General features: G+C 55.4%; 11 protein-coding genes. 2 read left to right on the top strand and 9 right to left on the bottom strand.

Features of this window, described 5'->3' with window-relative positions; genetic code table 11:
- Positions 1-2: 2 nt before the first annotated feature.
- The 5 genes from D5085_13590 to D5085_13610 all read right to left on the bottom strand — a co-directional run bounded on the left by D5085_13590 (position 3) and on the right by D5085_13610 (position 4,854).
- Positions 3-353: a hypothetical protein gene (locus tag D5085_13590; GenBank protein QEP44060.1), complete on the bottom strand. Its 351-nt coding sequence runs from the start codon at positions 351-353 to the stop codon at positions 3-5.
- Between the two features lie 87 nt (positions 354-440).
- Complete coding sequence (locus D5085_13595) at positions 441-1,547, bottom strand: anhydro-N-acetylmuramic acid kinase (protein ID QEP44061.1); 1,107 nt, start codon at positions 1,545-1,547, stop codon at positions 441-443.
- Positions 1,548-1,557: 10 nt separating this feature from the next.
- Positions 1,558-2,649, bottom strand: a complete 1,092-nt coding sequence (gene nadA, locus D5085_13600) for a quinolinate synthase NadA (GenBank protein QEP44062.1) — start codon at positions 2,647-2,649, stop codon at positions 1,558-1,560.
- 6 nt (positions 2,650-2,655) lie between these two features.
- On the bottom strand, positions 2,656-4,443 hold the full coding sequence (gene aspS / locus D5085_13605; GenBank protein QEP45168.1) for an aspartate--tRNA ligase: 1,788 nt from the start codon (positions 4,441-4,443) through the stop codon (positions 2,656-2,658).
- A gap of 114 nt (positions 4,444-4,557) precedes the next feature.
- Positions 4,558-4,854 carry a zinc ribbon domain-containing protein gene (locus D5085_13610; GenBank protein ID QEP44063.1) on the bottom strand — a complete coding sequence of 99 codons (297 nt, stop codon included), beginning with the start codon at positions 4,852-4,854 and terminating at the stop codon, positions 4,558-4,560.
- Positions 4,855-4,969: 115 nt separating this feature from the next.
- On the opposite strand from D5085_13610, the gene D5085_13615 reads away from it, so the two are divergent.
- Positions 4,970-5,854, top strand: a complete 885-nt coding sequence (locus D5085_13615; protein QEP44064.1) for an SDR family NAD(P)-dependent oxidoreductase — start codon at positions 4,970-4,972, stop codon at positions 5,852-5,854.
- The gene (locus tag D5085_13620) at positions 5,847-9,344 is read left to right on the top strand and encodes a CHAT domain-containing protein (GenBank protein QEP44065.1); all 3,498 of its coding nucleotides are present in this window, start codon (positions 5,847-5,849) and stop codon (positions 9,342-9,344) included. Before D5085_13615 ends, D5085_13620 begins: the two co-directional genes overlap by 8 nt.
- On the opposite strand, the gene D5085_13625 is transcribed toward D5085_13620, so the two are convergent.
- Genes D5085_13625 through D5085_13640 form a run of 4 tightly spaced genes read right to left on the bottom strand, consistent with a single transcriptional unit; the run spans position 9,325 to position 12,888 of the window.
- Positions 9,325-10,272 carry a chemotaxis signal transduction protein CheV gene (locus D5085_13625; protein QEP44066.1) on the bottom strand — a complete coding sequence of 316 codons (948 nt, stop codon included), beginning with the start codon at positions 10,270-10,272 and terminating at the stop codon, positions 9,325-9,327. The genes D5085_13620 and D5085_13625 overlap by 20 nt on opposite strands.
- 10 nt (positions 10,273-10,282) lie before the next feature.
- Complete coding sequence (locus D5085_13630; protein QEP44067.1) at positions 10,283-11,596, bottom strand: hypothetical protein; 1,314 nt, start codon at positions 11,594-11,596, stop codon at positions 10,283-10,285.
- Positions 11,571-12,458 carry a peptidase M48 Ste24p gene (locus tag D5085_13635; protein ID QEP44068.1) on the bottom strand — a complete coding sequence of 296 codons (888 nt, stop codon included), beginning with the start codon at positions 12,456-12,458 and terminating at the stop codon, positions 11,571-11,573. Before D5085_13635 ends, D5085_13630 begins: the two co-directional genes overlap by 26 nt.
- On the bottom strand, positions 12,409-12,888 hold the full coding sequence (locus D5085_13640; GenBank protein ID QEP44069.1) for an SH3 domain-containing protein: 480 nt from the start codon (positions 12,886-12,888) through the stop codon (positions 12,409-12,411). Before D5085_13640 ends, D5085_13635 begins: the two co-directional genes overlap by 50 nt.
- Positions 12,889-12,946: the final 58 nt, after the last annotated feature.

Below are 12,946 nucleotides of genomic sequence, written 5' to 3' on the forward strand. Positions count from 1 at the left end.
CGTCAGAGTGAGGCGAGGGGAGGGGGGGATGTTAACTCTACCTCCATGCGGGGGTTCATTAACTGCACTACCGTCCCCGGTATGAGACGGGCGGTCAACTGCAACTCCTGCTGTACGATCTCGGGGTGTTGGGCAATAATAGTCTCAGCCATCTGGGCAAGATGCTCGACTCGCCCCTGCAATCGCTTGCTATTTTCGGTGATATAGTTTTCGGTATGGTGCTGCAGTGTCAATAAGATCACCACTAGGGCGCCGACTAGCAGTGTTAGTATTAGCCCTAGCGGTAGCAGGACAAAAATTGAGCGAAACTTAGGTTCTCTCCCCGGCCTATTTTTTTGGAGGGGGTGTCTCATTATCGTTATCTCTGGCGTATCTATTTTGTGACTGGTTAAACGGGGTGATTCAGGGGAGTGAATGATCGGGGTATATGGATACCTTGATTAACAATAGATCGCCCCTAACGGCGCGGCCTCTCTAGCACCGGTGACCGATGGTAAGTTACCGGCTCTGCCATGCACTCTCTGGCAGGCGAGCCAAGCAAACGCACTCGCTTCAATCCATTGCGGATCGAGTCCGTAGTGATCGCTGCTCTGTACGGGGCAGCTTAGCCGTTCGGTTAACTGCTGACGAAGTAGTGGGTTGGCAGCACCGCCACCACAGACGATGACCTCTTGGCAGTCGGGGGCATGGCGCTCTACTGCGGTAGCCACACTCTCAACGGTTAGTTGATAGAGTGTTCGCTGCACATCGACTGCCGCCTCCTGTTGCCACTGGGGGAGGAGCCAGTCGAGATTAAATAGCTCTCGGCCACAGCTCTTCGGCGGTGTGCGCTGGAAATAGGGCTCCTGACAGAGTCGTTGCAGCAGTTCGGGTATCAGGCGACCTTGATTGCCCCAGTGGCCATTGTGATCGTAGTGGTATGGCGATTCGGGGTGGTGGCGGCGATACCACTGATCGAGTAGCGTATTGGCTGGGCCGGTATCGAAACCGGTAATCGTACCCGCCGACTCAGCTGGGGGGAGCAGGGTTAAGTTGGCGATGCCACCTAAATTGAGTACGGCTCGGTGGCGCTGAGGGTGGTGCCATAGATATTGGTGGAAGGCGGGAACTAGGGGAGCCCCTTCGCCCCCTAAAGCGATATCGCGCCGGCGTAGATCGGCAACCACCGTGATGCCACAGCGAGTGGCAACCCGATTAGGATCGCCTAGTTGCAGTGTAAAGGGGTAGGGGGCTTGCGGATAGTGGGCGATCGTTTGACCGTGGAGGCCGATGGCGGCAATGTCGCTCGGCGAGAGTTGGGTTTGCTGTAATAGCGCTGTCACGGCGTCAGCGTAGCTCTCGCCGAGTAGAGCATCGGTTTGACCTAGTTCGGTTAGCGCGATCTTAGGCTGCTGAATGAGCTGCTCTAGCCGCTGGCGCAGTTCGGGGCCAAAGGGGGTGTGGTGGGTGGCTAAGAGCGCAAAACGGGGCTCGAATCGAGTTAGCGCTAGATCGATACCATCGACACTAGTGCCAGACATCACGCCTATATAGAGCGATTGGGTCAACAGGGTGGCCCTAAATAGTTAACATTCTCTCTAGCGCGATTTTGGCCTCAGCCGCCGTCGCGGCGGGGACTTGAATGGGGTTGACCACCACGCCTTCGACCAGATTCTCCAGTGTCCAGGCCAGATGTTGCGGGTCGATACGAAACATGGTGGAGCACATACAGATAGTCGGCGACATAAAGTGGATCGCCTTATTCTCTGCTGCAAAACGCTGATTGAGGCGGTTAACCAGATTTAGCTCGGTGCCGACTAGCCAGCGAGTGCCAGCGGGGGAGTCGGCGATGGTTTGAATAATCATTTCGGTCGAGCCGACCGCATCAGAGGCTTGACAGACCTCAAACGACGATTCAGGGTGAGAGATCACTTTGGCTTCGGGGTATTTGGCTCGAAACCGCTCAATATGTTGTGGCTGAAAGAGCTGATGCACCGAGCAGAACCCTTTCCAGAGGACTATTTTGGCCTGCTGAATCTGTTCTGGAGTGAGGCCGCCTAGCGGCTGATCAAAATCCCAAATAACCATCTGTTCTAAAGGGATTCCCATGCGGTAGCCGCTATTACGACCTAAGTGTTGATCGGGGAAGAATAGCACCTTCTCCCGCCGTTCAAACGACCACGCTAAGACCCGACTCGCATTGGAGGAGGTACAGACTACCCCCCCATGGCGACCGCAAAAGGCTTTTAGATCGGCTGCCGAGTTAATATAGGTTACGGGAGTGAGCTGCTCATCGGGGGTAAGATAGTCGCTTAACTCCTGCCAAGCGCGTTCAACTGCCGGTAGGTTGGCCATATCAGCCATGGAGCAGCCGGCCCCCATATCGGGCAAAATGGCGATCTGGCTATCGCGGGAGAGGATATCGGCTACTTCAGCCATAAAGTGGACGCCGCAGAAGATAATATACTCCGCCTCCGATTCAGCCGCCTGACGCGACAGCTTGAGTGAGTCGCCCGAGTAGTCGGCGAAGAGGAATACCTCATCGCGCTGGTAGTGGTGGCCGAGGATCACCACCCGACTGCCGAGGGTCGCTTTAGCCGTTGCAATCCGTTCGGCGCACTCACTGTCGGAGAGGGAGATATAGGCTTGAATCGGCAGTGGTGAGCTCATAGCGAGTTACTCCTTGCCGCTAGGGGGGCGCTGAATGCGGATACCGAGCTCGACTAACTGCTCGTTACTGACCGCAGCCGGCGCATCGGTCAGGAGGCAGGCGGCTGTTTGGGTTTTAGGGAAGGCCATTACATCGCGAATCGAGCGGGCACCGGTCATGAGCATCACTAGCCGATCAAGCCCAAAGGCGATGCCGCCATGGGGGGGGGCACCATACTGCAGGGCTTTTAGCAGAAAGCCGAACTTATCTTCCGCCTCTTCTGGCGTAATTCCTAAGGCGGTAAAGACCGTTTTTTGCACCTCAGGCTGGTAGATCCGCAGCGAGCCGCCACCGATTTCGGTGCCGTTAAGTACCATGTCGTAGGCGCGGGAGAGGGCGGCACCGGGATCGTGGCTCAATGTGTCGATATCCTCATCCCGTGGCGCCGTGAAGGGGTGGTGCAGTGCGTGCCAGCGGTTAGCCTTCTCATCCCACTCAAACATCGGAAAATCGACCACCCATAGCGGCTGCCAGCCGCGCTCGACTAGCTCTCTATCGTGGCCGAGTTTTTCACGCAGGGCACCGAGCGCCTCATTGACAATTTTGGCTCTATCGGCCCCAAAAAATATTAAATCGCCATCTTCAGCACCGACTCGCGCCATGATGGCGTTAATGACCTCATCGGGGAGGAATTTTAGAATCGGTGACTGTAGCCCCTCACGACCCTTAGCTAGCTCGCCCACTTTAATGTAGGCTAGCCCCTTAGCGCCGTAGATGGCGACAAATTTGGTGTAGTCGTCGATCTCTTTACGGCTTAGGCGGCTACCGGAGGGTAGGCGTAGCGCGGCGACGCGGCAGGCGGGGTCGTTCGCAGGTGCGGAGAAGACTTTAAACTCGACTTCACGCATTAAATCGGCAATTTCGACTAGCTGTAGCGGAATACGCAGATCGGGTTTATCGGAGCCGTAGCGAGCCATCGCCTCGGCATAACTTAGTCGGGGAAAGGGGTTAGGGAGATGTTCGTCCAGTACATGGAGGAAGATATGGCGAATCATCTCCTCCATTAGCCCCATAATATCCTCCTCATCGAGGAAGGTGGTCTCAATATCGAGCTGGGTAAATTCGGGTTGGCGATCAGCGCGTAGATCCTCATCACGAAAACAGCGTACCACCTGATAGTAGCGATCAATACCTGCTACCATGAGTAGCTGCTTAAAGAGTTGTGGCGACTGCGGCAGGGCGAAGAAGTTGCCGCGGGAGGTGCGGCTAGGAACGATGTAGTCTCTAGCCCCTTCGGGGGTCGCTTTGGTGAGCATGGGGGTTTCGACATCTAAAAAGCCGTGACTATCGAGATAGTGTCGTAGCTGACTGGTGAGCTGGGAGCGAATTTTGAGCCGTTGTAGCATCTGCGGACGGCGCAGATCGAGATAGCGGTAGCGCAGCCGTAGCTCCTCATTGACCTCATCGTCGTGAATATCGAGCATAAAGGGGGGCGTCTCGGAGCGGTTAAGGATGGTCAACTCCTTGCCGAGTACCTCAATGCGGCCAGTTTTTAGATCTAAGTTATCAGTCCCTTCGGGGCGGCGGCGAACGATCCCTTTTAGCTGTAGGACAAACTCATTACGAACCTGCTCTGCGGTGGCAAAGATATCGGGCGTATCGGGGTCATAGACGACTTGAGTCAATCCTTCACGATCTCGTAGATCGATAAATATCACCCCGCCATGGTCGCGGCGACGGTGGACCCATCCGGTGAGTTCGACTTCTTGACCAATCATGGTCTCATTGAGATCACCACAGTAGTGGCTACGCATCATGGGCTAAGATCCTTTTGGTAGTTGTGCAAAGCAGGTGGTTGATAGATTGCTATCGGGACAAAAAGTCCCGATAACGCAGTTCAAAGTGTGGCATTAGGCCGATAGGGTAGCCTAACTCGCAGCGGCAGCACAACCTCCGGCTGTCGCACACGGTTTGGAGGCCGGCTCTTTTTGCTCCTTTTTGGGCTCACTTTTGCCCTCGTTAGCAACCAGATTTTTCTTGTTGCCGCTCTTAAAGTCGGTCTCATACCAGCCACCTCCCTTGAGGCGAAAGCCGCTAGCGGAGATCAGTTTAGTCAGTGTCGCCTGTTGACACTCGGGGCAGTCGGTGAGCGGATCGTCACTCATCTTCTGTATCGCTTCCATCTCGTGGCCGCAACGGGTGCAGGCATATTCATAAATAGGCATCTTTATCTTTCACCTCGATAAATTGATATAGTGCAGCTATCTTACGGTATATTACCGGTGGCGATAATATCCATTCAGTAATAGGCCGCTACCGGCCTGGGTGGAACATAGGAGCATGGCTTTGAAAAAACAATCTCAATCGCAGGTGGTGGTGATTACCGGCTGCTCTAGCGGAATCGGTCTAGCCACGGCGCAGTTGCTGCATGAGCGAGGGCATCAGGTCTTCGCGACCGCTAGACGGGCGGACGATGTGGTGCGACTGCAGCAGCAGGGGTGGGCGTCACTGCTGCTCGATCTGGACGACTCGGCCTCTATTTCGTCGGCGCTACAGCAGATAGTACAGTATAGCGGTGGCCGAATTGATGTGCTGTTCAATAATGGTGCCTATGGGCAGCCGGGGGCGGTGGAAGATCTCCCCCGAGAGGTGCTGCAGCAGCAGTTTCAGACCAATCTGTTTGGCACCCATGAGTTGACTCGGCAGGTGATTCCGTTGATGCGCCAGCAGGGGTATGGTCGTATTATTTTCAATAGCTCGGTATTGGGGCTGATTGCACTGCCGTTTCGGGGGGCCTATAACGCGAGTAAATATGCCCTAGAGGGGCTGGCCGATACCTTGCGGTTGGAGCTCTACGGTAGCGGGATTGAGGTGAGTCTCATCGAACCGGGGCCGATTGAGAGCCGTTTTCGGGCCAATAGCTATGCCGCTTGGCAACGGACGATAGCGGGAGCGCCGTCACACTTTACTCCCGCTTACACTGGTATGATTCAACGGTTGACCAAAGAGGGGGCGGCGGCGCCATTTACCCTGCCAGCCGAGGCGGTCGCCCGCAAAGTCGTGCATGCGGTAGAGAGTCGTCGTCCAAAAGCACGCTACTTTGTTACCTTTCCGACTTGGCTGTTTGGTCTGTTACGGCGATTGTTGACCACCCGCCAGCTCGATTGGGTGCTGCGGCGGGTGTCGGCGGATGAGTTGGTAAGAGGAGAGAGTCGTGATGATTAGATGGGGAGAGTTTTGGGTCGCGTTAGGATTACTTATCGGGGGCAGTGGTGTTGGCGTTAGCGTCGCACAACAAGAGAGGGCCAACCCCTTTAGCCTCTTCTATCAGCAGGCGCAGCAGGGGGAGTATGCCGCAGCTGTTGCGACGGCAGAGCAGCTACTGCCGCTACTTAAACAGCAGCTAGGGGAGCACCACCCCGATACACTAGCGTTTCGGTTACAGGCGCTACAGATGGCGCTATTGAGTGAGAGCCGCTCGATCGATGAGCCGCTACAGCAGCTACAGCAGCTAATCGAGCTCTTACAACAGCAGCAGCAGCCCGAGCTACAGTTAGAGGCGATGCAGTTCTATGCCGATATTAGCTGGCAGCGACAGCGTGTTGAAGAGGCGCGGCAGGGGTATCGTGCCTTAACTGAGTGGTTGTTAACCCGGCAGCCGCCCTCGAAAGAGCTGCTCTACGCTAATCTCTGGCGTGAGGGGGAGGTGCTACTACAGAGCGTTGTGCCCCAGCAGGCTACTGAGCGCTGGGAGTCGGTCTGTGAGCAGCTCGAACCGACTATTAGCTGTCAACTGGAGTATGGTCAGTGGCTGTTGCAGCAGCAGCAGTTAGCGCCATTAGAGTCGCTGTTGCAGCAGCTTGAGTCTCTCTCGGCATGGGAGCAAGAGCCGCTACGGCAGTATCAACTGCTGCAGGCGCGTTACTGGCGCTCAGTCGGGGAGCTAGCAGCAGCAGAGCCACTACTACAAGCGATAGTGAGCGGCACTGAGCCGATGGCTAGTGAGACGATCCTGCACGGCTGGTTAGAGTGGCTGGAGGTGGTGTTAGCGCAAGGTCGGCTAGAGAGCGCCACCGAACTGGTTGCAGAGCTGCTACCGTTAGCCGGAGCGCTGCCTGAACCGTTGAGCCACTGGGAGCCGAGATTGGCCGATAATCTAGGGCAATATTATCAGCAGCTAGGGGCGTTTGAGCCGGCCGAGAGCTTCTATCGGCTCGCCTACCAGCGCTACACCGAGCAGCAGGGGGAGGGGGCACCGGCGACCCTCAGTAGTGGTAATAATTTAGCGCTGCTACTAGAGGAGGCGGGGCTGTATGATGAGGCCGAGCCGCTGCTCTCCCAAGGATTGCTATTGGCGCGGCAGAGTTTGGGTGATGAGCATCCTACCACTTTGGCCTATATGAATAATCTGGCCATGCTCTATGAGAGTCAGGGCAAATTTACCGACGCCGAGGCCCTTTATCAGAGCAGCATTGCGACGCTAGAGGAGAGTTTGGGGGGGGAGCACGATCAGACCCTCATTCGGATCAATAATCTCGCCTACCTCCATCTGTTGCAGGGCCATAACCGGCTGGCGGCTGATCTATTTGGGCAGATCTATGCTCAGTGGCAGGTGACGCTAGGTGAGTCTCACCCTAATACGCTAAAGGCGTTAAATAGCTGGGGGCGGGCGCTGTTTGGTGTCGGTGAGTCGGCGCTAGCGGCGCAGAAGTTGCAGCTAGCGCTACAGGGGCGGCAGCAGCAGTTAGGGGCTGGGCATCGAGATACGATTCGCTCTCGTATCGATCTGCTTCGGCTACAGCAGCAGCTCGATGCAGAACCGTTAGTCGCGCTAACTGAACAGCTACAGCTCGACTGTGAACAGAGTCTTAGTGAGGGGCACCCCTACTGCTTTGAGGCGCTGGGGTTGCGTATTGAGACGCTTACCGCAGCGGGTCTGATCGATGCGGCAGCGACATGGCACCAAATTCGCTATCAACGCCGCAACCAGTTTTTAGAGCGAATGTTGTGGGTGACGGGGGAGAATAGTCGTGAAGGCTATATTCGCCGTCATCGCGCCGAACTCGATAGCTACTACACCTTTTTGCTCGATTACCAGCGTCCCGATGCCGCGACGCAACTGTTACAGATGAGTCTAGATCGTAAGGGTTTACTGCTGGCTATCTCGGCGCAAATTCAGCAGGCGGGTCGCTTTAGTAACAATCCGGAGCTGGCTTCGCGAGTGGCGCGATTAATACAAGCGAGGAAAGATCTTGCCAGTTTAACCCTCTCTGGGCCGCAGGGGATGGCCGACCAGCAGCATCTACAGCTCCTGGAGGAGCTAGAGGTGGAGATTCAACGACTAGAGGCGGAGCTAGGGCGCTTTAGCCGCCTCTGGGCCGAACGGGCCGAGCCGCCGCAGTTAGTCCAGCTATGGCAGCAGCTCCCCCCAGAGACGGTGTTAATCGACTACACTCTCTACTATCGTGCCCAAGAGGCCTATCTGGTGGCGGTGGTCGTTCGGCGTGACGAGGACGGTACGATCGACAGCCAATGGGTCGATCTAGGCCGTTATCAACCGATAGCTGAGGCGGTGGTTGCCTTTCGCACCACGATTCAGGATGTCGATGCCTATGATGATGAGATTCTCGATGCCGGCTACCGCCTCTATCGCCAAATTTGGCAGCCCTTAGAGCCGCTGTTAGTCGGAACAGAGGCTAGCTATATCGTGCCTGATGGCCAGCTCAATATTCTCCCCTTTGCGGCGATTAATGATGCTGAGGATCGCTACTTAATTCAAAAATACAATTTGACACTGCTCACCTCTTTGCGCGATCTATTGCCAGATGAGCCGCAGCGGCGTGAGTTAGATATGCTCATTTTGGCCGGTCCCGACTATAACGCCGGCAGTGAATTGAGCGAAGCGCAGGTGGAGCAGCAGCGGCAGCAGCGAAATCGTGCTATCGCCTCTCGTAGCTTAGGCAGTCGCGCCGCTACGCTGGAGTCGAGCCGTTCGCTCATGCGTAGCTTACGCGGCCTCTCTCGTGGGATGCGTGGCTTACAGTTTACCCCGCTGCCCGGCGCTGAAAGTGAGGGCGAGCTAATCAATGAGCAGTTTAGTCGGGGAGTGGGGGAGGTAACGCTCTATACCGGTGCTGAGGCCTCCGAGGCTAAACTACAAGGGCTATCCCGTTCGCCGGCAATTCTCCATCTAGCGACCCACGGCTTCTTTTTGAAGATAGATGAGGCGATACGGGAGCGGGTGGTGACGACCCAGCGAGGGGGGGGGATCTCCTCACCGCCACCGGGCGATAATCCGCTGTTGCGGGCGGGCTTGGCCTTTGCTGGCGTTAACCATAACGCCCCCTTTTTAGGCGAGCTCAATACCGATAATGATGGTATTTTGACCGCGCTGGAGGTGTTAAATCTGCCACTAGAGGGGACAGAGCTGGCGGTACTGTCGGCCTGCGAAACAGGACTAGGCGAGATCCATGAGGGGGAGGGGGTGTATGGTCTGCGGCGCTCATTTTTAGAGGCGGGTACCGACAGTTTAATCACCTCATTGTGGGAGGTGAGCGATGCCGGCACCCAAGCGTTAATGTCGCGCTTTTATGAGCTGGTGTTTGAGGGGAGGGAGGTGCATCAGGCATTTCGCCAGACCCAGTTAGAGATGATCGACTCCTATCGCTGGGGCTACCCCTATATCTGGTCGGCGTTTATGATGACTGGGCTTTAGAGCTGTTTTGGGCACTTAACTGCTGCAACACCACTTCGGCGAGATCATTCGGATCATATTTTTGGATAAAGCGGTTGGCACCGGTCTTTTTGAGCATATCCATATTAAACTCACCACTAATGGAGGAGTGGAGCAGAATATAGATATCACTATATCGGGGCTGGCTGCGTAGGGCGGTGGTTAACATATAGCCATCCATCTCTGGCATCTCGATATCTGAGATAATCATCTTAATATGCTGCCTCGGATCGATGCCGGCCTGCTCCATCTGTTGCAGTAATGTTAGAGCTGCTTTGCCATCTTCGGCTGTCTCGCACTCGACCCCAATCTGCTCTAGGGCGCGTCGAATCTGGTTTCTAGCGACACTCGAATCATCGACCACTAGGACAGTATTACCGGCAACCGAGTGGTTAGCCGTGAGGGTCTCATTCACCGCGGTGCTAGCGTGAACGACTTGATCTAGCACCTTTTCGACATCGAGGATTTCGACCATCGCCCCATCGATAACGGTAACGGCGGTCACAAAACTCCCCTTGCCGATGCCACCGGGGTTAGGTCGTACCTCCTCCCAACGGGTATTGACGATTTTGTCAACCGAGCGAACCAAAAAGCCGTGTACCGAGCGGTTATATTCGGTAATGATGATATTCCCCTCCTCACGCTTTTTCAGTGGCGGACCGCCGACGGCGACCGAGAGATCCATAATCGGCATCGTAATACCGCGCAAAGTGGCGATGCCGAGTACCATCGGATGGGAGCCAGGGGTACGGGTGAGGTGGGTATAGGGAATCACCTCCTGCACTTTAAAGACATTAATGCCGAACTGCTGCCGACCGTCAAGACGAAACAGCAGCAGCTCTAATCGAGTACCGGCGAGTCGATTCGACTCAAGAACTGCACTGCTGCTACTAGCTGGCGATTGACTCATGGCGCTTGGTTTAAAACTTATAGCTGCTGCCTAAAAAGAGATTGGTGGAGAGAAACTCAGTCGCCTGATTAGCCCCCTCAATCACCGAAGCGGTACCGCTCCCCTGCTCAATAATGAGACCGAGGGTGAGAGAGGAGTTACGGGTGAAGCGGGTAATACTGCCGCTAAGACCGATACGATCAATGTCTTCAGTAAAGAGTCCCTCTAACTTGCTGTTATTGGAGTTATTGCTAAACAGACCGCTTCGTAGTGCCCAGCTATTGGTGAGGTAGTACTCCATCCCCAGTGCCAAATTGGTGACTGAGTCGCGGTCAGTGTTATCAAACTCGGTGGCAGAGGTGGCGCTAAAGTGGTTAAGATCGGCTGACAGCAGCAGCTTATCGGAGTAGAACCAAGCCGCACCGAGACCGAGATGGAGCGGTAGATCGCGTTTGGCGTCGATATGGGTGAGCACGGGGGCTTGGGTGGTGCCGTTGGCTAACGCACAGAGCCCGACTGCCTCCTCGCGGTCACTGCTACAGCTCTGTTGCTGGATCATTTCGCTGGAGAAGAGCAGCGGTTGGCGCAGCGTCATCCCGATTGAGAGCCGCTCAATGGGAGCCCACATCACCCCTAATACCGGCTCTATACCGCTCTCTTCCGACTCAATGTAGGTGTTGCTCCACTCAAAGCGAGTGTGGCCGTCATCAAATTGATCTTTTGTCGCCACCTTGCCGATCCACTGATTAAGGATAATTTGACTCTGGTGGAGGTAGAAGTAGAGAGTCATACCGACGGCGAGGCGATCGTTAATCTCCATCGCCAATGACGGGCCGATCTTATACTCATCGTTTTGGAAGTTGGAGTTAATAATCGCATCACTGGTGGTGGTGTTCGCGAGATTGGTGAAGAGCTGATCTTGATCGAGCTTGAGCGAGTCGGTCACCGCGTAGGAGAAGCCGAAGGTCCAACTCTGCATCGGTTGCACCATCCCAAAGAAGTTAGGTAGCAGCGAGGAGGTCTCGCGCTCGTAGTCGTTACTCAATAGCGCATTCTTATAGGTGGTGGTCGCGAGGGAGTAGGTGTTAACCGCGCCTGAGAGGGTGAGATCTTGCGAATAGACAATGCCAGCCGGGTTATAGTAGAGCCCTGAGACATCATCGCTAATACCGATGTAACTCCCCCCCATACCGGAGGCTCGTTCACCTAAGAGCGCATTATTGTAGTGGTTTATATCGCCATAGGCGTTGGGGGTAACGAGCGACAACAGCAGCACAATAGGGGCTATGGTATAGGGGAGGGGGGGTGGAACATGCTTTCTACTCACTAAGGTTAGGTGAAACAATCAGGGTAAAGCGGGGGCGCATTGTCACCCCCTCTATTTGATCCAGCCTCTGCTGCTGGCGCTGCTGTTGCAACGCTTCGAGCCGGACTGAGAAGCTCGGGTGGGTCTGATTTAGTATCGCTGCCTGATCCTCTTTATGGTGCGAGACCTTCTGGAGATAGCGCTCTAGCGCCTTAGGATCGTAACCGGCTAGGGTACTAAGTAACATCCCGCTCTGGTCGGCCTCTAACTCATCTTGCTGTTTTAAGCCGTTGCCGAACAGTAACCCAAACGCCTTATCGAGCGTCTGTTGCAGCGCGACTCGGGCGGTATCGCTAAAACCGCCGAGTAGCTGGCCGACCATACTGCCGGCATCGAGGGTGTTGCCGCGAATTTTCAGCTCTTTGACGATATGTTTATGGTTAATATGGGCGATTTCGTGCGCGAGTACAGCGGCGAGTTCCGCCTCATCCTCCATCTGTAGTAGAGCGCCGCGGGTGATGAAAATATAGCCTCCGGGGGCGGCATAGGCGTTAATCTCTTCGCTATCGACTAGCGCAACGCGATAGGTTAACTCACTGCGACCCCCATGCTCGGTCAAGTAGCGCCCCACCATGGTGAGGTAGCGGTTAATCTGCTGGCGCTGATCGAGCGGGTGACGACCTAAAATCAGCGCCGCTAACTGACGCCCAAAGGCGATTTCGGCCTTAACATCCTCCTCCAGCTCCTCAGCACTCGCCTCTAGCTGCTGCGAGGCGCGACCCCGAAAGGCGTGGCTCGGGGCGATAGCGCTCAACAGTAGGATAAACAGTAGCGTCATCCAGAGGGGGCGGCTACTTACCATGCTGGATCTGATCGATAAACTGTTGATATTCAGCGGCATCGAGCTTTAACTGCTCCATCTGCTGTAGATCGTCATAGTTGGCTGGGCGGTCAGTCTCCTCCTCAGAGTCGGCGCTTAATCCCCGAGCCGCCCCGGCTGTCGTAACCACGGAGGCACGGGTGCGGGCGCTCTGATTTAAATCGACGCTACTTTGGTCAAGGGGTGAGAGGTTATTGAGCGGTGGGTGGGAGGTGAACATAAATTTAGAGAGCCATCCTTGCTGCGATCCCGATGTCACCTCTATCCAGGCGGTCTGTCGGCTGACGACGGTGACCTCATCGCCGCGATTGAGGGTGGCAATCTTATTGGCATTAAAGGCGGGTTGAGCAAACAGGGGAGCCTGTTGACTCTGAATGTAGCCGGTTTCAGCCTGTAAAGTGGCGCTGAGTGTGAGTGCTGCGAGCAGCGTGTGAAGACGCATAGTCATCATCAAGACTCCTGTGTGGGACGGGAACTATTTGCTGGTTAAATTATACACCCCATCCCAC

This window comes from Ectothiorhodospiraceae bacterium BW-2 (assembly GCA_008375315.1).
GTDB lineage: Bacteria > Pseudomonadota > Gammaproteobacteria > Thiohalomonadales > Thiohalomonadaceae > BW-2.